The following is a 21,091-nucleotide window of genomic DNA, read 5'->3' as shown; positions in this document are numbered from 1 at the left end:
CACTATCTCCACGTTTGATTGTTAGGTGATCACTCAAAATCTTGGGCAGACCCAATTTTTCTGAGAATTTACCAAGATTAACCAAGCCAGCGTTGCCCGTCAGATTTTTTTCAGTAAATTGGGTATGGAAACGTCTCATCATATCGGTGCTCCTATCTAAAGCAATCAAAATGATGATATCATACTATAAAATCAATAAATTTAAAATATTTCTACAACAATTATTGTTTATGGATTGCATTCTTTAGGTTATAGTTCAAACACCATTCCGCCATCAAAGCCAGATAGCCTTTAAAGTCCTGATCGCTGAAAAATGTCTGCTGCCTTCTATTCCCCCCTTTGTGTAATGTGATGGGGAAAACCCGGTGCCACTGCCCTTCGTGCCATGAAATAGAGTTAAGCATGTAGTATAATTCCTGTCAATAAATAAGTAAGGTGTCCCCATATTCCCTAAGGTGTCCCCATATTCCCTGTCCCCATATTCCCATATTCCCACATTCCCCATATTCATATTTTTTTTATTTTTTGGTAAATATCTAAAAACTGTGTATATTGATTATTAAACCATGATCTCATGGGGCGATCCCAGACGCAACCTTGAAGTTCTTGCCGGAACAAGTCAATCGAAGACTCTTCGAAATTCCGGTGGCAAAATACTATTTTGTGTGGAACAGCAGGAAAGAACATCATTTTCCGGATTTCCCAATAATAATTGCAAAAAAGTTCTCAGCATAACATATACAAAAGCAAGGCATTAGGACATCATCATGATCACAATTCGAGATGACCAATTACAAGTTTTCAAGACAGCTGCCGCACATGCTTTTGAAGATGATATGGTGCTGCATGTTAAAAAATTTACCCCGCCGCACTATAATGCGATTGGTGAAGAGGGTACGCGGAAAGTTGTGCGACTGGGTTTTAAACGGGCGGAAAGGTACAATCTGACCAACCGCGGTCCTGTTCAGTTTTATATTGAATCAATGTTTATGTTCGGCAGCTATTTTGACACAGACCCCCAATATCCCTGGATAGAAAAAGCGTTAAATGACCCAGCGATCAAAGATCAGATGGACCGGGCAGATTTCCTTTATGAAAAGATGCAGGATTACTTGCAGTCAGTGGCAGGTCCTGACAATAAATACGCAATCCGGGCGCTTAAAAAACTCAGTAATTTCCGTTCACAAAGCACACCGCCGGTGAACACTGAATTCCAGAACAAAATGATCCGTCATATGACAGATATTTATCCGGAAAAATGTAAATATAACGGTACACAAGCTCTTGAAAATTTAATTAAAAGCGGTATGGCCAAGGCCGGCGAGTATTGGCCCGGCAATGACTCCGGAACTGCTTTGTTTATCGGTTTAATGTTTGGTTTTGGGCACGGGGTTTGGAAAGATCCCCAGTTCCCATGGGTAGCGGCAACCTTGGATAATCCCTCAATCAGTGACCCGGATAAAAGAACGGAAAGCCTTAAAGCCAGGAGTTTTATCTATTTGGATCACGTTCTCAAATACTTTGAGCAAGGATAACACCATGTGCCTTTCAGGATGCAACACCAAAGATCAAAAAAAACCAAGTGAAGGCAAAAATGCTTCTGCCCCCAAGGACTGTGTTAAAGTTAAATGTCCCCTTGCCACGTTGATTGTTCTGGTGAGACTTGAGTCTGACGGAAGCCCGATTGATAATACCAGCGTTGAAATCAAAGGTGTTGGTACAAAATTAACCCAAAAAGACGGCAAAGCAACCTTTGAAAAGATAAACCCCGGCAAATACGAGGTAAAAGCACGTAAGGATGGTCACATCCCGGATTCTGCCGAGACCAATGTGGAACTTGCCGAAAACAGCAAAAAGGAGATCACGCTTGAGCTTGAGCTTCTGGAACTTCACATGCACGTGGATGCCGACCGTGATGGGAAAGTGGATAATGACTGGGAGGATAATAAAAAATGGGAACCGGGTAAGGGTAAAAAAGGTGCTGTGATCCTCTGCAACAATGATGATGAAGACAGTGATAAAAAAGAAGACAATAAAAACCAGAAGGTGGATACGGCAACTGACCTGCCTGACCTGGCACCGCTGGTTTTACGTAAAAAACCCAAAGGAAAGAAGTTCCCTGCCGGATGGAAAGCCAAACTGGAAGTATCTGATGAAAAAAAGATCCGGGTATTTGACAAACGCGCTGACGGGGGTGTAGAGAAAATAGGCCCTGATACGGGAAAAAAGGCATATGAAATTAAAGATTTAACGCCCGACGAACACGAGCTGTGTATGGAAGCAACCACCTATCCGGAAGTTGGGTTTGATGGAATAATCACTTTGAAACTCTCCCTGATAGACGACAAAGGCACTATCGTACATACCGAAGAAGCCAAAGTCAGGGTTGCCCCCTGGCTGATGTTCAACCATGCCTACGTAACAACGAAAGTTTATGTGGTTGAAACTACAGATAATGTTAATTTCCGTAGCAAGTTAGCCAATGAGATACCAAGCGGTGTCACAATAGAAACAGCTTCCAAGGCTGTCTATGGTACAGACCGGTGGATGCAGGATGCCATGGAACCGGGATTTGCAAGTATGCCTAATAGTTCGGCCAAAGACAAATGGAATGTGCCGGCAACCCTGCGTACGTTCAATGACCGGCCCGGGATGGGGTGGGGGCCGATTGATGGTTATCCCAAAAACGAACTGCTCGGGCCTGGATATGGTTTTCTCCAGGCAGCTCCCCCGGGGATGGGTAACTCTCTGGATTCATTCGGCAATCTGGAATGCTCACCGCCTTTTACCCACAAAACCACCAAACGGGAATACAAATTCGGACGTATCGTCTATGGCGGCGGCGGGAGCCGTACTATGGAAAAAAAGGTCCGTGAATTTTTGGAAAAACAAAAAGTCCAGGAGCCTTTTGAAGTAGATACAGACTGGTTGATCGTCGGGCATGTGGACGAAGTATTCTCTTTTCTGCCACTGCCGGGTAACAAATACAAGGTGCTGCTGGCAAGCACCAAGGTGGCCATGGATATCGTGAATAAAAATGCCGGTACTGCAAAATTATTGCAGGGCATTGATTTTCCCTCCGGCACGACACAAGCCAACGTTGATGCCAAATACAAATTCGATACTGTCGACGATATCACAAAGGATGCCAACTTTAAGAAGGTGCAGACCGATGTTCAAAAAAATATTGAAGGCCTGCGTAAAGTTTTAAAAACCGAGCTTGGCCTGGAAGATACGGACTTTGTTCACTTGCCTGTATTGTTCATGGAGGACGGCGGACGATATGTGGCGTACACTCCCGGTGTTGTAAACATGCTTGTGGTCACCAAATCAGCCGGCAGTGTCAAGCTTTGTATTCCCAAACCCTTTGGTCCGATTGTGGGTGGGAAATGTCAATTCGAAGAGGACATTAAAACCAAGCTGAAAGCTGAAGGCCTCAACTATCCAAACGATTTTAAGTTTATTGATGACTTTACAACCTATCATATGCTTTTTGGGGAAATTCACTGTGGCACCAACAGTCAGCGCACACCTCCCGACGACCAGTGGTGGTGGGAAATGGATTGGATATGAGCATTTATTCGATAATTAAGCATTGTTTTCTGATCGGATTATTGTTGTCATTAGTCCTGCTGAAAATGCCTGCTGTAAATTTACATGCACAGCAAAATACGATCAATTCATCCAATCATAGTTTTACAAAGGAGTTTGTAATGATGGATATCTCCCGGCAGTTTGAAATATTCACCCGGATCAACACACAGGCGTATGAATCCATGAGGAACGAGCTCCTGGATCAGCCAAAAGAGCTGACAAACGTCATAAAAACGAATGCATCAAGTACCCAGTGGCCTGATCGAATCCATGCCGGCATCCTGAACGGCTGGTCACAGCACCGGGACATGTATTTGTCAATCCTGAAGGAATTGGATGCAGTCGATGTTGAAATGGAGAGCAAAACCGTTGTCGGCATTTCCAGAATTTGGGACGCCTATGCATTAAGGGCCAAGGAAAAATATGGCAGCGCAGTTCTACCGCTTGCATGGGAAGTGATCCTCAAATTTGAAAGCTCCTGGCCCGATTGGAAGGTCATCACCTTTTTTTACATGATCGGTGCTGTCCCGGATGTGCAGTCAATTGACCCTATGGTATGGGTGCTGGAACGAACAGACAGCAGCCTCATTCGCCAGATTGCAGGAAAAACCCTGGCAAAGCTTCCCAAAGAAGAGGTCACCGGCCAGATGCAGCAGTTGTCGGAAAAATCAGTTCATATTCTTCAGGTGATTGATAACACCTTGTACGAGATGGGGGAATAACTCAATAACGCCAAAGGTAATTGGCCTCGGCTTTTATATGAAAGTCTCCAGCAAGTAACTGGATTCTTTTTATCTTTGTTGTGGGCTGAAGCCTGGGGGTAGATAGACCAAGGACGGTCCGTGACCGTTATACAAAAAAAGAACTTTTGAACGTTGAACCACATGCGGAACCAGGCAAATTTCCATGCCCTTATATACCGTGAATGAGCTAAAATCTTTTGAGCTATGCGGGTGGATTTTCAAAAACATAGCAACCGGCGGTAGTAATAAGTCATCCAAGCAAAAAATAGTAGCCACTTTATGCAGGGTTTTGTTTTTTTCCCGAAAGAGTACTTGTAATTTCTTTGATATTTGTTCCAAAATCTCTTGGGTCGATGCGAGCGATAAGTTCCCCTTTTTGGACCTTCTGTCCCTCTTCCACAGGAAAAGTAACCATCTGTTTTATATTCAGATCCTTTAATAATAATTTTTAGGACCGGTTTTAATTAATTCCTCAACGGCCTGGTCATCCCGGGCATCATAGAGTTTCCATACCGTATGGTTTACGAGCCCCACACTGCGGAGCATTTCTGCCACATAGGTTGCCAGGACTGATTTCCTGTGCTCCTCTATTGCCGAATTTTGAAAACATACCGCCCAGTCACTTTCCACATGTTCATTTTTGCAAAGAAAAATAGCACGGTGGCGGTTTTCCTTTCTCTTGGAAAGTTCGGATATCTCTTTCAAAATGTCATGGACGGCATGAGTATCACCAATATTGTATACACGAACTATAATCATCTCTGTCTGGTTTTCGGCTGTTTCTTTCATTGTTTATGCGCTCTCCTGTAAAAACCGGTGTGCCCTTTTCATAACCAAACCTTTACTGTTAGTCTTTTCAAGTCATAACTATACTTGGGCGTTGCCAAATTCATACCAATATCGTAATACCCTTGTGAGCAGGCCTTTTTAGGTGTATGGCACCGTATAAGGCATAATTTTATGCCATATATGGTGTCTTATGATATAAAACACCGGATATGGGGCTCTTGTTAAAGGAGGGATTTATGACATCAAAAGAACAGGATTTTTTTTACCAGGCAACCATGCGGATTTGTGGCAACCTCAATCTGGATGCAATGCTCTCCGACTGTTATGCGTTCATTGAAAAAATCATTCCGACAAACGCTTTAATCATGGCGCTTTATAATCTGGAAGCCAAAATCTCAGAGGCGCTCTCAATCGTTGCAGATCCGGAATTGGCCCTGAACATGAAAACCCTGCCATTGACATCGGAAGCCATCACTCACTTTAAGAACCTTGAAAAAGAAGACCCCATGCATTCCAATTTTATTATTAATAATCCCTGGGAAGATCCGGTGGGTAAAATTGGCTGGGAGGCTTTGGGAAAAAAGGAAGTATCCTATATATTCTCCCTGCTGAAAGTGGGGGAAGAAAAAATGGGCCTCGTAGCCTTGGTCGCAAAGGGATATAATAGGTACTCAAGGCATGATCTCGAATTGTTCAGCCTGTTAAGGGGACCGTTTGCGATTGCCATGGCAAATGCACAGAAACACCAGGAAGTGATTCGCCTGAAAGAGATATTGGCCGATGACAACAGGTATTTAACAAGGCAGATGTCAAAAGCAGTCGGAGACGAGATCATCGGGAAAGACTTTGGCCTTCGGGATGTCATGGAGATGGTCAGACAGGTTGCCCCCCTTTCCAGTCAAGTATTGTTGCTTGGGGAAACAGGTGTTGGAAAGGAAGTGATTGCCAACACCATTCACCACACGTCTGCAAGATCGAATGGTCCGTTCATTAAGGTCAACTGCGGGGCAATTCCCGAATCCCTTGTGGACAGCGAATTATTCGGCCATGAAAAAGGGGCATTTACCGGTGCGGTCAAGCAAAGACGCGGATGCTTTGAAAGGGCCCACGGCGGAACAATCTTCCTGGATGAAATCGGTGAGCTTCCCTTTAAAGTCCAGGTCAGGCTTTTGCGTGTCCTCCAGATGCGGGAAATTGAGCGGATTGGAGGAGCCCGTCCGGTTCCCGTGGATATCCGTATCATTACCGCCACCCACCGGGATTTGCCTGCAATGGTCCGCAAAGGAACATTCAGGGAAGATCTTTGGTTCCGGCTGAATGTATTTCCTATTACCATCCCGCCCCTACGGCATAGGAAGATGGATATCCCAGCCTTGATCAATTTTTTTGTACTCCGGAAATCAAAAGAGATGAATTTTCTCGTAACGAATAAGCTGGAACCGGGGTGTATGGAAAAGCTTCAAAAATACCATTGGCCCGGCAATGTCAGGGAATTGGAAAATATTGTGGAACGGGCATTGATCCGAAGTTCGGCCAATCCGGGGGAAAAATATCTGCGCTTTGATGAACCAGACCGCTCTTCCGGTCAAAACGTTGCCGCACCAGCTGTCTCATTGGCCTCCCCCCCGGTTTTGAAGATGGATGCAGCCATGAAAAATCATATCGAGTCCGTTCTCAATCTGACCAACGGAAAAATCCAGGGGGATCACGGCGCAGCCTCTCTGTTGGGATTACCCCCCAGCACGCTGCGCAATCGGATGCGTAAGTTAGGCGTAATCTATGGAAAGGCAAGAAAGGGCCGGTAAAAAATCAACTGGTCCCGGCATGATTCGAAGATTAATACCATAAAATCGCTATAGTGCTTTAACTTTAGTTTCTCAGGCATGCATTTTGCTATATTTGAATATAGACTGTATGCACAAGATATTATTACGACGCTTGCTTCGACCAAGGCCGGGTGCAGTCCAACACCCACACCCACATGACCACGGGATTCTCCCCACCGACGGACAGTCTCCATGGCCCCGCTTCCTCTTTGAATCCCATCGTCCTGGTCATCGGGCTATTCCCGGCCTTGGTCATATATAGGGTATTTGAAACAGGCTTCCTTCTTTATCCTGCGGATATAAAGCCATTCCAATCCGACCAGAGCCAGCTCCATGGCGAGGCAATTCTGGCATATAAAAAAGCATTAGTTCTCGAAATAATGGAAAAGTTTTACCTCTATGCGTTTTATCAATTCCATCTTACCAGCGGGGGCAGTCTCATTGTAAATCACTTTAGAGATTTTTATAAAAGCATTCAGTATTTTTGGATCAAATCCCTGTGACTCTTTGGTCAAAATTTTAATGGCATCCCCATAAGAAAATGCTTGCTTATAAGGGCGCTGGGAGGTGAGAGCATCAAATACATCCACCACTGCAAAAATTCGAGCTGTCAGTGGTATCTGTTCTCCGGCCGTACCCAAAGGGTATCCACTGCCGTCATATCTTTCATGGTGAAACAGGATGACTTCCCTGGCGTCTGCCAGCCAGCGAATATCTTTGACGATCTGCCCTCCCAATTCCACGTGGGTCTGCATCACTTTGAACTCTTCTTCCGTGAGTTTGCCGTGCTTGAGTAGAATATTATCACTGATCCCGATTTTTCCCACATCATGAAGAAAAGCGCCTTTAACAAGGGTTCGGATGGATGCCGGGGACATTTTTACATGCTCAGCCAAGCAGAGACTATAGTAGGTGACCCGGTAGTTATGTTCATCGGTATCGCTGTCCCGTTTGGCAATAGCGTTGCCAAGGGCAAGAATGGTGTGAAGGTGGCTCTCACGCAATTCACGACTGATTCCCTGAAGCTTTCGGTAGAAATTGTAGGTCAGCGGATAGAAGACTATAGTCATAGTCAATATAGTACTGATGGTCATTATCAATGCCATGGTCCGTGTTTTCTTTAATCGAGCCAATATATTCGGATCAACCTCAACCATGATGTCCATAAACCCGAGCAGTGTTTGGTCATGATAAAGCGGGCTGAAAATCCGGAGATAAAGATCATCCTGAAACTCAATGAAAATATATTCCTCATCATCGACCAGGGAAAACACCTTCCCCAAAATTTTTTTTCCCTTACTTACAGCCGGAAAGTCCGGCTCGCTGACATAGTGAAAGATGTCACGCTTGCTTGTATCGTAAACATCCAGCATCACAACACGAAAGTGGGTTAGCTTTTGGTGTAATAGATTAATTATATGCTCAAAAAGCCTGGAGTCCTTTTTACTTAAAGGCCGGATTCGCTCTTCAATAAAGCTACGGCCTGCTTTTTTCGCTTGCAGAAACAACTCCTGTTTAATTTGGCGGGTTTGATAGATATAGACCACCCCTCCCCAAAATAGAAGTAGTAAGATCGTGCAACCCGTTATGCGCCAAAAGAAGATAGAGAGTAATTTTTTACTGACAGTGCCGTTTTTCATAGAATGATCAATAGTTTTATCAGCAGTTGGACGGCTCTAAGCTTTTAAAAAGCCCTTTTAAGCATTTTTTCATACAGGCCAATATAGCTTTCAGCACAACGGCTGTGGTTGAATTCCATGACAGATTCAATCATGATCCGCCGGATCTGGACTTCTCTTTCATCCGGATCAAGGGCAAAAAAGTCCATGGCCCTGTCAACCGCACAGCTCAGTCCCCAGGCATCGTATACGGTGAAAACAAAACCGTTGCCGCAGGCGCTTTCTGTGTCAAGGGGCCTTACCGTGTCATGGAGGCCGCCTGTGTCAAATACAATGGGCAGGGTACCGTAAATGGCCCCGATGATTTGGGGAAGGCCGCAAGGTTCAAAGGAAGAGGGCATGAAAACAAAATCACTTCCGGCAAATGCCTGGTGGGAAAATTGTTCGTCAAACCTTAGAACGCTTATTCGATGCCTTAAGTCGTGGAATCCGGCAATATCTTTAAAGTGCTTATAATATTCTCCGTCTGCCACCGAGACAATCTGAATCCCGGTCTCCCAGTAGCGTGATATGGTTTCGTACATGATCTGGGCCAGCAGCTGGCATCCTTTTTGGACCGGATCCAGGCGTGAAGGCCAGAAAAATAAAGGGGCATCCGGATTTTGTTCAAGGCCGACGGCTTTCTGGAGAAAAGCCTTGTTTTTCTGTTTCATCCCGCAGTGATTTTTCGGGCCGTAATTAAACCGGATCATTTCATCCACTGCCGGGTTAAATTCTGGCTCCGGCGCATTCAAAATACCCGCAGCACAGCCGGCCTCCCATTTGTGAGCAAGTTCGGCCTGAAGCCTGGGTTCCACAAAAGGATGCCTGTTTTCAACGATCTCCTGCAAAAACGTCGGGCTGACTGTATTAACATAATGGGATGAAAACACGCCGGAGCAAAGAAAATCCACCCGGTTAACTTCCCGGCTTTCCTCATAACTTTCAGGCGGCCGTTTAAAATAAAGCCATTGCCAGAAGGAAGCGGCGTCAATCCCCCGGTCCTCTATCTCAGCCATGGTGGAGGTCATGGTATGGATATTGTGAATGGAAAACAGGCAGGGAACTCCATACTGCCTTGCCATGGCCGGGATCAGGCCTGTCATCCAGTCGTTGCAGTGGATAATGTCCGGTTTTACCCTGGGAATGATATTATTGATAACCTCCCGTTGAAATGCCAGGGACACCTTTAGATTTGTTTTATAACTACCGGAATATACTTTTTCTTTATAAAGAAACGCCCGGTCCGCGGCAAAATGAATCCGCTTCTCGTTCAGGCATTGCCTGATTTTTTCCACCTCCAGGTCATGCTTTTGGGTGGAATAAGCATGATAGATGGAACGATAATCAGGTATGGCGACATGGACATCGCAGTTCAGATCAAACAGGGCACTGATCAGGGCCGCTGAAACATCGGCCAATCCGCCAGCCTTGGCGGAGTAACCTGCGCATGATCCCATTTCTTCAGGAAGATAAGTCACCTCCGGGGTGACGATAAGAATTCTTGCTCTATCAGGCATAAGCACCTCCTTCCTTATTTCAAACCGGTCATCAGGAAAACCATGACAAAGAGGGCCACGGTTTCAATAATGCCGAGCACCATCATATAATTACCAAACCCTTTTTGTGTTTCAGCCAATGCATCTGAAGCCATGGCGCCGGCTCTGCCCTGCAACCAGGCCGAAAGGCCCATTGCAATTCCACCGGCCAGCCCCACAGTGAGTTTTACAATACCGGACACGGTGGAAGGCGCCGCTATTAAAGCGTTCATTAAAATCATACCGTAAATTGTCTGGGACAGGGGCGCTCCCACAAAGGTCACCAGGATAAATGGAGCTGTTTTATTCTGCTGATAGCATTTTTTCCATGCACCGAGTGCTCCCATACCCGCGGCCATCGTGCCGAACGCCGAGCCAACGGCAGCAGCAAAAAGAACAAGAACAAAACCGGTGTCACCAATACTGTTTAGAAATTCCATGTATATTCTCCTTTTGATTTTTATGGTTACGGTTCCCGGAAGGGGTCATAGGGCATCCCTGACCATTCGATATTCAAATGCTTTGAAAATTCCAGTAAATTGAGGCGAATGCCATGAACCAGGATGGCCATGGCACCCAGAAGAAGATTCACCGAGTGGCCGCCCAAAAGGACGAGAACCGCCACAGACATCCCCGGCAGCGTGTCAAAACCGATATTAAAAGCCATATTGTTAAAGGCCACAGCTACCTCTTTTGTGGACATGCCCACGGCAAAGAGCCGCACATAGGAAACAAGATCGGAAAGGTTGCCTATCCATGTAATGATATCCAGGGGCAGCCGGACCATACTCCTTGCCAGCCCTTTGAAAAAACCGTCCTCTTTCTGTTGCCCGAAACAGATGATAAGGAAGAGTGCCGCAATAAGGCAATAATACCCCAATGGAGAAAAAGGCTGATTGAGCACAAGAACACGAACAATGAAATAAATTGCCCATATTAAAAAGAACCAGCCTGTTTCCGCCAGGAATCTGATATGGGGAAAAATATTGAGAATGCGCCGGCAATGGGCAAAGGAGAGCTGGACAGCGCCGATGAGAAAACACAGATGTATGATAAAAGGCTGGCTTGTGCCGGAGAACGTGTCCATGCAAGGAATTATCATGGCTTTAAATAAAGGTAAATTTCTTAGGGCTTCCACGCCGAACCAGCTGCCGGTCAACGCGCCCCAGACCATGGTGGATAAAGAGAGCAGATACAAAAGGGGAATGAGATCCTTGTGAGGCGCGGCAGAGCGTTTTGCATGGAAAAACGTGGCAGCCAGTATCATGAACCCATAGCCTGCGTCACCTATTATCATCGCGAAAAACAAGGTGAAAAAAAACAGGAAAGGCCCATTGGCATCATATTCCCGATATCCGGGCAGAACCCCTATGAATGCCATGACCGGCCTGAAAAGACGGGTCAGTTTTGAATACCGGACCAGAGAGGGAACTGTTTCTTCCGGTCCTGGATTTTCAATCACAATCCCCCATTTTTCAATATCTGCACGTTCTTTGAGCTTCCCGATAAAGCAGGTGGGACAATACCCTTGCAGATATATAATGTCTTTTTTTCTGACTATGGCGTTCCGCGCATTCTCATAGGCTAAAAGCGATTTAAATTCGTTCAGAGAACGAGTCATATATGGGGCAGTACCATAAAGTTCTAAAATTCTTTTTTGGATGGTTTCAAGCGCTTCTCTTTTTTGTTCAAGCATATGCGCTAAATGGGAAAGGCTCTGCTTTGGCATACTGATTTCATGGAAAGGAATGGGGCAGGGCGGCTCATGACAGGTCACAACCGCAAAATATACCATTGCACCCCGGGTATGGATAACCACACTTGCAATATCAGCGGGAAGCTGCCCCAGCTCTTTTTTACGGGCCTTAAAAAGGCGGATGAAAATTGAGTGATTTTTCAACTGGTCAATGTCATGGGGATCAAATTGCCCCCATACCTTTTGGTCCTCATACGCCTTTTCCAATTCCTGAATATCCGCTTCCAGGGAGGATGTTTCTTTGATTTTACTGCACAACTCCCGGGCCAGGGCAGTTCCGTCTTCATCTCCTTTACAGGGTTGCGCTTTCACTGTCTGGGGGATGAGAGCAAGCGCCTCCTGAATCAACAAAATATTATTCCACAGCCTGTTTTTTACGGTCACGTCCTTTTTTATAGTCACATCAGGGGGGCCGGCATTTTCTGGCGGCCGGATGTGGAAAATCCCTGTTTCTCTCAGGGCATTCAAGGTTTCATCTTCCCACAAAGCACCGGCCAGCAGGGTGATTTTTTTCATGGGCTCTATCATTTGCCCTCCTGCGCCTGAATTTTCTTTCTTGCGATGCGTGCCCAGCCCACTGCGGTTGCCATCTGCTCTGCCATGTGGATGGATATTTTTTTTATGGCGTTTTCTGCTTCCGGAATTTTCACCTTTTCAAAAAGATTTACACGTTGGGAAGTGATTTGAAGTTCCACTGAAAGCAGACGAAACTGCTCCTCAAGGATGATGCGCCGGGCGGTCAGGATCACAATCGCCTGTAGCGTTTCCAATGCCTTGTCCACCCACAGGGGATATTCAAAAAGATCATATTCTTCAATATGTATCTGTGCCGCCACAAACATGGGAATATCCACGCCTGTGACATTGACCTTTTTTATCTCAATCCCATCAATAACCAATAATTGAGAAAGATCTATCTCTTGGGCAAGATACCCGGCCCAAGATTTCATACTGTCTTTTATCCCGGAGATTCCCCCATTTATCTCTTTGATATCTCTTAATATCCTTCCCATCTCAAGCTGCAGAAGCTGTTTTTTTATCTGCAACGTGGGCAGATATCTCTGAAATCGTTTCAGGCTGTCCTTTTGCTTTTTCAGCTCAGGTTTTGTCAGTTTGATTTTTTTCATTTTTTAGCTCCGGCCTCCCATGGGCCGGGGATGGGGGCCCAATGACCAGAGACGGATCAAACCCGTCATGTTATTTTTTCGCCCCGGGCCAGAACCGGGTAACCAGTTCTTTTTTAAGGCCTGTTTCATTAGGCGCAAAACAATCGGCCAGAATCTGCCACCCCCTGTCGAGGGCCTCAAACAAATGGATATTCACCGAAAGATCCATTAATTGAGCTTCAAAGGCAGTGCCGTATTTTAAAAGCTTTTCATCCCATGATGACATGCGAAATCCCATGGCGCGTTTTTCCAGTGTCTCCTGATAATCGGCATAGAGCTGCACCATATTGTCCATCAGGGCTCTATGGTCTTCCCGGGTATTTTTGTTGACAAGCTGTTTTAACCGGCTCAAAGAGCCAAAGGGTTCTATACGGCCGTTGTTCAGGTAATATTGCCCTTCGGTGATGTACCCGGTATTATCGGGCACAGGATGGGTGACATCATTTCCGGGCATGGTGGTCACCGAAAGAATGGTCACGGAACCGGCATCTTTGAAATCCACTGCTTTTTCGTACCGGCATGCCAGCTGACTGTAAAGATCTCCGGGATAGCCCCTGTTGGAGGGCACCTGCTCCATGATAATGGCGATTTCCTTGAGGGAGTCACAAAAATTTTTCATATCCGTCAACAGGACCAGGACTTTTTTGCCCTCAAGGGCAAACCGTTCAGACACCGCAAGGCACAGGTCCGGCACCGTGAGACATTCAACCGTGGGGTCTGCGGCTGTATGGATATAAAGAACAGACCGGTTCAACGCCCCATGTTCGGCAAGGGTGTGTCTGAAAAACAGATAGTCGTCAAACCGCAGGCCCATGCCGCCAAGGACAATGATGTCAACCTCCGCCTGCATGGCGATCCTTACCAGCAGTTCATTATACGGCTCTCCTGAGGTGGTGAAGATTGAAATCTTCTGGGACTCAACCAGGGAATTAAAGAGATCAATCATGGGGATTCCGGTATGTATCATCCTGGAGGGCACAATCCGCTTTGCAGGGTTTACCGTGGGTCCCCCGACGTCCACCGGATTTTCCCTGAGATCAGGACCGTTGTCCCTGGGTTTCCCGATACCATTAAACACCCTTCCAAGAAGATTTTCTGAAAAAGAGGTCCTCATGGGAGCGCCTGTGAAACGGACCTCATCATTGGTGGAGATGCCGCTGCTGCCGGCAAACACTTGAAGATAAATCCGGTCTCCATCGATCCGTATGACTTCTGCAAGGGATGTCTGCTCCTTTGAAGAGATGACTGCCAGCTCTCCGTATGTGATATTTCGGGCATTCAGGACAATAACATTGCCTGATATCTGAATAATTTTATTGTGTATTTTCAGCATCGTCCTCCCTATGCACGGGAATTCCGTCATTTAAATTCTTAAATTCTTTGGAGCGTGCAAATGTGGAATCCAGATGATTTTCCATAAAGGGTTTTTCATGGAGCATGAATTCGTCCTCTCTGTTTTCCTGCCGGTATTCATCCAGGTAATTTGTAATTTGACAGGTATAAGTTTCCATCTCCTCACTTTCCCATTGAGAGGTGTTATACTCTATGAAAAGGGAGCGAAGTCTGCTGAAGACCGATCTGGCTTGGTCCTTATTCTTAAATGTCACCCGGGTATTGATGATGTTTTCCATAATGCCAAAGGAGTTCAATTGCCGCTCCCGTGATGTTGCACCGTCAATGGGGTCAAAGGCATTTTGCTGCAGATAGACGCTGTCAAAAAATTCACCTTTTAAATAAAGTACAAAGTCATCCATGGGAGTGCCTTCTTCTCCCACCACTTTCATCATTTGTGAGATTTCATATGCCCGGTTCAACAGTCTGATTATTTTCTTGCCGGCATCTTTTTCAATCACACCGGTATATTTGCTCCAGCTTTCCAGAGGATCTATGGCCGGATATCTGCGGGCATCCGACCTCTCCCTGGACAGGGCGTGAAAAGCCCCCACAGCCTTCAATGTCGCCTGGGTCACAGGTTCATCAAAATTGCCGCCGGCAGGGCTTACCGTGCCGCCGATGGTGATGGAACCGATACTGCCGTCCCTCATGCGCACCCTTCCAGCACGTTCATAAAAATTTGCGACAATGGACTCAAGATAAGCTGGAAAAGCTTCTTCTCCCGGTATCTCCTCAAGCCGGCCGGATCTTTCCCGCATGGCCTGGGCCCAGCGGGATGTGGAATCTGCAAGCAAAATCACATCATATCCCATCTGCCTGTAATATTCTGCCATGGTTACAGCCGTGTAAATTGAGGATTCACGGGCCGCCACCGGCATGGAGCTGGTATTGCCCACAATGATCGTTCTTTCCAGAAGGGATCTTCCCGTCCTGGGATCAATAAGTTTCGGGAACTCATTGATGGTTTCCACGATTTCACCGGCCCGTTCACCACAAGCTGCTATGATGACAATATCGGCTTGGGCATTCCGGCTGGTTATCTGCTGCAGAACGGTTTTTCCCGCCCCAAAAGGACCTGGCGTACAATAAGTCCCTCCTTTGGCAACCGGAAAAAGGGTGTCTATGATACGGATCTGGGTGATTAAAGGCTCATGCGGCTCCAGGCGCTCTTCATAGATCTTCACAGTCTTTTTAACGGGCCATTGAAACGTCATGGTGACGGGGTGGGTGTCTCCTTTCTGATCCTTTAAAACGGCTACGGTGTCTTTGATATGATACGCCATGGGAGGGGAGACGGTTGCAATTTCATATCTTCCCTTCAGATAAAACGGCACCATGATTTTATGGATGATGATGCCCTCGGGAACGGTTCCAAGCGTGTCTCCGGCCTGCACTGTTTCGCCTTTTTCTACAACAGGTGTGAATTGCCACAGCCGGTCCTCGTCAAGGGGGGGCAAATATTCCCCCCTTTCAAGAAATTCGCCGAATTTGCCGGCAAGTTTCTCCAGGGGATTCTGCATGCCGTCAAAAAACTGCCCCAAAAGGCCAGGCCCAAGTTCTGCCGACAAAAGGCTTCCCGTAAATTCCACAAGATCCCCCTGCCGCAGCCCCCGGGTCTCTTCAAAGACCTGAAGATCGGCCTTGTTTCCTTTTATTCTGATGATTTCCGCCTTGAGCCGAATGTGGCTTTCGCCTATCCGTGCATAGCCGATCTCGTTCTGCAGGACATTATCCTCAAACTCAACAGTGATCAGATTCTTATTTATGCCGTATATTTTACCGGTACGTTTCATGGTACACCCAGAATTTACAGATTAATGTGGTCGGGTAGACGGGCAAGAATCGCTTCTTGTTTCTCCCATCCTTTTTGGGGATCAAGACCTAATATCTTTTCATTTATTTTCAGCTTCAAAGCGTAACTGATCAGTTTTTCAAGATCAAAATAATGATTTGATTCCATTTCGCTCAGATAGTTCCATCTTTCCTGGTCCAGGCGCTTTTCCGCAGTACCGGGTGAATCCATTGAAAAGATATCCCGGGCAAATTTCACAGCACGTTCCCCATCCTCCTCCCCTTTACGCCGGTATCTGCCGGCATCCCAGCCCAGTTTCCGGGCCCTGAGCCGGACAAGTTCATTGCGTATCTGCCGCTCCCGGCTATACCACTTTTTAAGAAAGGGCAGCGGCGCATAATCACTGGGAGAAAGTTGTGCGGACTGAAGAATGGCAAAATCTTTTGAAGTGAGTTCAAACCGGCACTGTGAAAAAAAATCCTTTATGGTTAACGGCAGCGGGGAAGCAAAAAAAAGAGATGGCAAAGAGGCAAGGGTATAATAATAGGCACGCCTCATTTTTGATCACCGGGTCTCTTTTTTTTCATTCCGGCACCCGCAAGCAGGTTTTCAAGCTCGGGGGTGACATACTCTGAGATGAGAGCGGCAACGCCTTCATCGGTGAGGTCATAATATATATGTTCATCCTTCACCCCGATTTTAAATCCTGCCCCAATATCCGGCTTTGCCTTCACGTCAATGCCTGTTTTCATCTTCCCCTTGAATGCGGTAAGTAAAAATGAAAATATGGCATCCCTGTCTTCATTGCTGACCCATATCTCAAATTCCCCGGTGGCCTCTTTTCCTTTGTTCAACCCGTCAAAGATTGCCAGAAACAGCGCCTCAAACGTTGTGGTTTCGGACAGGGTTACTTTACATTCCTGTTGCAGGAGGGCGTAAAACGTACCCAATATTGATGTCTTGACCCCGATCATGACGTCACGCGCTGCCTGTTCAAGGTTTTTCCGGAACGTGCTTTCTCTCTGGGCTATTTCATCCTTTGCTTTCTCCATCATTTTTTGAGCCTCCTGTCCGGCTTGCTTCAGGATAAGAGAGGCTCTATCTTCCGCCTTGCGGATGATTTCTTCAGCCAGGGTTTCGGCTCTCTTTATTCCCTCTTCCTGAAGCCTTTTTATGAGGGAATCAAGGTTAACCTCAGTTTGTTCTTTCATATTTTAAATAATTCCCGTCTGAATCTATATCTCTTTCAAAATGGCATGGACGGCATGAGTATCACTGATACTGTGAACACGAACTATGATCACCTCTGTCAGGCTTCTGGCTGTTTCTTTCATTAGTTATGCGCTTCCTGTAAAAATCGGTGTACTCTTTTCATAACTCAACCTTTACCGTTTAGTTTCTTCAAGGGATAACTATACTTGGGAGTTGCCAAATTTATACCAACATCATAATACCTTGATAAGTAGGAATCTTTATGTGTGAAGCACCATATATGGCATAATTTAATACCATATATGGTGCTGTATGATATAAACACCGGATACGGTGCGCTTGCTATAAGGAATGGATTTATGATAGCAAAAGAACAGAATTTTATCGGGATCATCAAAGGCATTTGAGCAAAAACTTCAGGACTCCTTACTTGGAGGAACAGTCGTGACACTTCAAGGTCTGAATTTTACTCCCAAAGCTCTTTACGGCACGGGGCTATTTTTGCATAACCTCTGGAGAAATGACAAAAGATATGATTCAGGAGTATCTTGAGCATCATTTTGAAAAAGACCCTAACGATCATTTTGATATTGAGTAGCTCCTTCAACCGGCATTAGCTGGTCTCGCTGGACTTTCAGTCCGCGAGTTTAAACCCACCGGCTTGTAGCCGGTGGTTGTTTAGTATAATTATAATTTGGAAAATATGAACAGCACCAAGGTTACAGGAATAATACTAAAAGATACCACTCCTATAATAGGGAGATCGAAAAAAACACTTGCTATTATCCCTCCGGCAGCAATCAAAAGACCACTATAATGCTTGATTTTGTTATGGAGGCACTTGATTCTATACTGTTTTAATAGCACTATGTCTTCCCCGTCTATCTTTCGTTTAAATAGTTTAGCCATAATACCCTTATTTTTATGGACTAACTGCATATGAGGAAAGGGTGAGCCTGCAGCATTCCTTTGCTGACGAAGCTGCAAAAGAAGTCAGTCGATTGATGGTCAAGTCCGTCCTCCCTGTGGCGTTAAAAAAGGGCAAAGCCATTTTTTTTAAAATCTTCTATGATTATCAATTACATGAGTTGTGTTAGAAAAATATTAAAAGAGTATTAGATCTAAGTACGAGCGATAACCAATTAAACGGCTACATTTTACTGAGAAACTGAAAAATCTTTATCTCTCCACCGGTGCCTTATTTTAGGCTTTTGTTAAACTTATTTATGCAGGTTGACAGAAAAACCGGTTTCGTCTTAAGAGCTGGATGAATATGTATGGAGACGATCATATGAGCACAGAAAAGGATGGGAGGGGCACCCCCAGGTACTTTAGTAACCGCACGAGTCTGACAGAGCGAAGTCGCTGGCAAAGCGACCAGATAGACGAGGTTATCACGGAGTTAAGCCAGATCCGTTCCGAGATGCTCGAAAAAGAATCCGCTTATGCTGAACAGCTCAAAGCGATTCCTTCTGAAAGGCAGCCCAGTATACGTAATCTGCTGCACTATATTGTATTACGCAGCCGCGATATCTCTACCCTGCAATTGAAACTTGCCCGATTGGGGCTCTCTTCGCTTGGACGCTGTGAATCAAGTGTTATTGCCACTATTGATTCGGTATTGTCCGTCATGCAGGAAATAACGGGAAAAGAGGTGGCATTGCTCGCTGAAGCGGCTAAGCCGGTTACGTTTTCCAGCGGCCGGCATTGTATCGAGAAAAATACCCGGAAGCTTCTTGGAGATCCACCGGAAGCCATTGGGCCGGCTATCATGGTCACCATGCCTGCCACTGCTGCAGACGATTACAGTCTTGTGCGCGACCTTGTGGATGCCGGCATGAATATCATGCGGGTGAACTGTGCCCACGACGACCGGGGTGTCTGGCTGGCCATGATTGATAACTTGAGAAAAGCAGAGCGGGAACTGGGGCGGCATTGCCGTGTGGCCATGGATCTGGGCGGCCCCAAAATGCGCACCGGTGAAATTGAATCCGGTCCCAAGGTGCTTCGATGGAAACCCAAACGGGATGCACTGGGACGTGTGATTCTGCCAGCGCGAATCAGGATCTCCTTTTCCGGGACATCTGTGGATGAGGCTGACCTTTTCCCGCAAGATTCGGATACCGTGCTTCTTCCTGCTGCCGGCACGCTTTTGTCAACCCTGAAACCGGGAGACAGATTGCGCTTTAAAGATGCCAGAGGACGGAACCGGGCGCTTGCCGTCACTGCTGAAAACGATCATGGTTTGTGGGCTGAATCCAACAGCACGGCATATGTCATTCCCGGAACACAGATGTATCTTAAGTCCGGGGACAAGAAAAGAAAAACAGAAAAAAAATTCACAGTGGCTGATGTGCCGGCCTCTCAGCGTTCCATTGTCCTCCGTAAAGGCGACCTGCTTACCGTGACCAATACCGATATTCCCGGCCGTCCGGCCAGTTATAACGAACAGGGCAAACTTTTGAATCGTCCCAGCATCGGGTGTACGCTTCCTGAAATATTTAAAGACATGCAGGTGGGTCATCGTATTCTTTTTGATGATGGAAAGATTGCCGGGGTTATCGTAAAAACAGCCGAAACCCACCTGGTTGCCGAAATCACCAGAGCCCAGGAGCAGGGGGCCCGCCTGCAATCGGATAAGGGAATCAATCTGCCGGACACGGAACTGCATTTACCCGCCCTGACCGCAAAGGACATTGAAGATCTTGAGTTTATCGCCCGGCATGCGGACATCGTTAATTATTCCTTTGTCAGACGTAAAGAGGATGTTGAACATCTGGAGCAGGAATTACGTCGATTGAACCGGACAGATATCGGTATTGTGCTGAAAATTGAGAATCGGCAGGCAGTTGACAATCTTCCCATGTTGCTGACCATGGCGCTGCGCAGTCCTGCATCCGGCGTAATGATTGCCCGCGGCGACCTTGCTGTGGAATGCGGTTGGGAGAGGCTTGCCGAGGTGCAGGAAGAGATTCTGTGGATGTGTGAAGCAGCGCACATGCCGGTCATATGGGCCACCCAGGTGCTTGAGGGACTATCTAAAAGAGGATTGCCGTCCAGAGCGGAAATTTCCGATGCCGCCATGAGTGCCCGTGCCGAATGTGTCATGCTCAACAAGGGACCTAATATCGTCGGAACAGTCCGTTGTCTCCGGGATATCCTCAGCCGCATGCATGCGCATCAAGTAAAAAAACGCGCCATGTTCCGGCGGCTGGAAATGGTTGACAGTCTCCTTAGATCTCCGTCATAGAAAAAATGAATTTTTATCATAACGCAAAACTAACCCAATCCTGGAAGCATTTTTAGTATTATAAAATTTTAAACTAATGAGACTGGGACATGCCGTATGGCCATTTCCAAGCTGTCTTGCTTCGGATTATTCCGCATTATTGACTGGATGGGCACCGGGTACCGGAAATTTATGACGGTGGGCGTCAAATTGTGCCTTGGCCTTGTTTTGAGCGTGAATATCTGCATGGGGGTTTTGATCTACAGCAACTGGCGCACACAAAAGCAGATCAGTGTCCAGACCGACTCATTGATGCGGATCAAGGACGATGTGCTGGTTACCCTGAGGAACAAGGTGTTTGAAATGGAAAAAAATACCTGGCCATTTCAGATC

Annotated in this window: 15 protein-coding genes and 2 pseudogenes; 6 read left to right on the top strand and 11 right to left on the bottom strand. The window is 46.3% G+C overall.

Going from position 1 to position 21,091, the window contains the following annotated elements; all coding sequences use genetic code 11:
- Positions 1–142 (bottom strand): annotated as a pseudogene (locus B147_RS31755) (IS1380 family transposase); the annotation flags it as partial.
- A gap of 625 nt (positions 143–767) precedes the next feature.
- Between B147_RS31755 and B147_RS0111165 the strand changes: the two are divergent.
- The 3 genes from B147_RS0111165 to B147_RS0111155 all read left to right on the top strand — a co-directional run bounded on the left by B147_RS0111165 (position 768) and on the right by B147_RS0111155 (position 4,316).
- The gene (locus tag B147_RS0111165; RefSeq protein ID WP_020587287.1) at positions 768–1,535 is read left to right on the top strand and encodes a hypothetical protein; all 768 of its coding nucleotides are present in this window, start codon (positions 768–770) and stop codon (positions 1,533–1,535) included.
- A gap of 4 nt (positions 1,536–1,539) precedes the next feature.
- A complete protein-coding gene (locus tag B147_RS0111160; RefSeq protein WP_020587286.1) occupies positions 1,540–3,573 on the top strand; it encodes a protein-arginine deiminase family protein in 2,034 nt (677 codons plus the stop codon).
- Positions 3,574–3,713: 140 nt separating this feature from the next.
- The gene (locus B147_RS0111155) at positions 3,714–4,316 is read left to right on the top strand and encodes a hypothetical protein (protein ID WP_020587285.1); all 603 of its coding nucleotides are present in this window, start codon (positions 3,714–3,716) and stop codon (positions 4,314–4,316) included.
- 456 nt (positions 4,317–4,772) lie between these two features.
- On the opposite strand, the gene B147_RS0111145 is transcribed toward B147_RS0111155, so the two are convergent.
- Entirely contained in the window at positions 4,773–5,126 is a 354-nt protein-coding gene (locus tag B147_RS0111145; RefSeq protein WP_020587283.1) for a hypothetical protein, read from the bottom strand.
- 236 nt (positions 5,127–5,362) lie between these two features.
- Here B147_RS0111145 and B147_RS0111140 point away from each other — a divergent pair, with 236 nt between their 5' ends.
- A complete protein-coding gene (locus B147_RS0111140) occupies positions 5,363–6,931 on the top strand; it encodes a sigma-54 interaction domain-containing protein (protein ID WP_020587282.1) in 1,569 nt (522 codons plus the stop codon).
- A gap of 386 nt (positions 6,932–7,317) precedes the next feature.
- Here B147_RS0111140 and B147_RS28195 read toward each other — a convergent pair whose 3' ends face one another.
- The 9 genes from B147_RS28195 to B147_RS0111090 all read right to left on the bottom strand — a co-directional run bounded on the left by B147_RS28195 (position 7,318) and on the right by B147_RS0111090 (position 17,468).
- Positions 7,318–8,499 (bottom strand): HD-GYP domain-containing protein, encoded by a 1,182-nt coding sequence (locus tag B147_RS28195; RefSeq protein WP_020587280.1) that lies wholly within the window; start codon positions 8,497–8,499, stop codon positions 7,318–7,320.
- 137 nt (positions 8,500–8,636) lie between these two features.
- Positions 8,637–10,130, bottom strand: coding sequence for a glycogen synthase (locus B147_RS0111125; RefSeq protein WP_020587279.1), 1,494 nt, complete (start codon positions 10,128–10,130; stop codon positions 8,637–8,639).
- A 14-nt stretch (positions 10,131–10,144) separates the two neighbouring features.
- Complete coding sequence (locus B147_RS0111120; protein WP_020587278.1) at positions 10,145–10,588, bottom strand: V-type ATP synthase subunit K; 444 nt, start codon at positions 10,586–10,588, stop codon at positions 10,145–10,147.
- A gap of 26 nt (positions 10,589–10,614) precedes the next feature.
- Complete coding sequence (locus B147_RS0111115; protein WP_020587277.1) at positions 10,615–12,432, bottom strand: V-type ATP synthase subunit I; 1,818 nt, start codon at positions 12,430–12,432, stop codon at positions 10,615–10,617.
- Entirely contained in the window at positions 12,429–13,031 is a 603-nt protein-coding gene (locus B147_RS0111110; RefSeq protein WP_020587276.1) for a V-type ATP synthase subunit D, read from the bottom strand. The genes B147_RS0111115 and B147_RS0111110 overlap by 4 nt, the downstream gene beginning before the upstream one ends.
- A gap of 70 nt (positions 13,032–13,101) precedes the next feature.
- On the bottom strand, positions 13,102–14,403 hold the full coding sequence (locus tag B147_RS0111105) for a V-type ATP synthase subunit B (protein ID WP_020587275.1): 1,302 nt from the start codon (positions 14,401–14,403) through the stop codon (positions 13,102–13,104).
- Positions 14,384–16,258, bottom strand: coding sequence for a V-type ATP synthase subunit A (locus B147_RS0111100; RefSeq protein WP_020587274.1), 1,875 nt, complete (start codon positions 16,256–16,258; stop codon positions 14,384–14,386). The genes B147_RS0111105 and B147_RS0111100 overlap by 20 nt, the downstream gene beginning before the upstream one ends.
- A 14-nt stretch (positions 16,259–16,272) precedes the next feature.
- Positions 16,273–16,815: a DUF2764 family protein gene (locus B147_RS0111095; protein WP_020587273.1), complete on the bottom strand. Its 543-nt coding sequence runs from the start codon at positions 16,813–16,815 to the stop codon at positions 16,273–16,275.
- On the bottom strand, positions 16,812–17,468 hold the full coding sequence (locus B147_RS0111090; RefSeq protein ID WP_020587272.1) for a hypothetical protein: 657 nt from the start codon (positions 17,466–17,468) through the stop codon (positions 16,812–16,814). Before B147_RS0111090 ends, B147_RS0111095 begins: the two co-directional genes overlap by 4 nt.
- A gap of 482 nt (positions 17,469–17,950) precedes the next feature.
- Between B147_RS0111090 and B147_RS32895 the strand changes: the two are divergent.
- A pseudogene (locus B147_RS32895) lies at positions 17,951–18,067 on the top strand (IS200/IS605 family transposase); the annotation flags it as partial.
- A 693-nt stretch (positions 18,068–18,760) separates the two neighbouring features.
- Positions 18,761–20,719 (top strand): pyruvate kinase, encoded by a 1,959-nt coding sequence (locus B147_RS28190; protein WP_085931434.1) that lies wholly within the window; start codon positions 18,761–18,763, stop codon positions 20,717–20,719.
- The last annotated feature ends 372 nt before the right edge of the window (positions 20,720–21,091 follow it).

This window comes from Desulfobacter curvatus DSM 3379, from assembly GCF_000373985.1.
Classification (GTDB): domain Bacteria; phylum Desulfobacterota; class Desulfobacteria; order Desulfobacterales; family Desulfobacteraceae; genus Desulfobacter; species Desulfobacter curvatus.
The sequence above is the reverse complement of the archived record's forward strand: the minus strand, read 5'-3'. Positions and strand labels throughout refer to the sequence as shown.